Origin of the sequence: Bowmanella dokdonensis (assembly GCF_017254865.1) — a bacterium.
GTDB classification, from domain to species: domain Bacteria; phylum Pseudomonadota; class Gammaproteobacteria; order Enterobacterales; family Alteromonadaceae; genus Bowmanella; species Bowmanella dokdonensis.
Map to the genome: position 1 here is coordinate 1 of NZ_JAFKCV010000445.1, position 278 is coordinate 278.

General features: G+C 49.3%; 1 protein-coding gene. It reads left to right on the top strand.

Translation table 11 applies throughout. The features are described 5' to 3' along the window. On the top strand, positions 1–278 hold a 278-nt coding region (locus tag J0A66_RS23250), incomplete at both ends, for a [protein-PII] uridylyltransferase family protein (RefSeq protein ID WP_500676682.1).

Below are 278 nucleotides of genomic sequence, written 5' to 3' on the forward strand. Positions count from 1 at the left end.
AAGGAAAACCCAGGTTGCTTACGCGACATCCAAAGCATTGGCTGGGTTGCCAAGAAGCATTTCAAAGTGCTTAAAGGTCGCGAGTTAGTAGAACATGGCTATTTTACCGCCCGAGAATTCGAAGAGCTTATTGAGTGCCGAAACCACTTATGGCGTATCCGATTTAGTCTGCACCTCGTAGCCGGACGCAGTGAAAACCGGCTGCTGTTTGACTATCAACCGCAAGTGGCCAAACGCCTGGGTTATGGGGATGAAGGAAAAGCATCGGTCGAAACCAT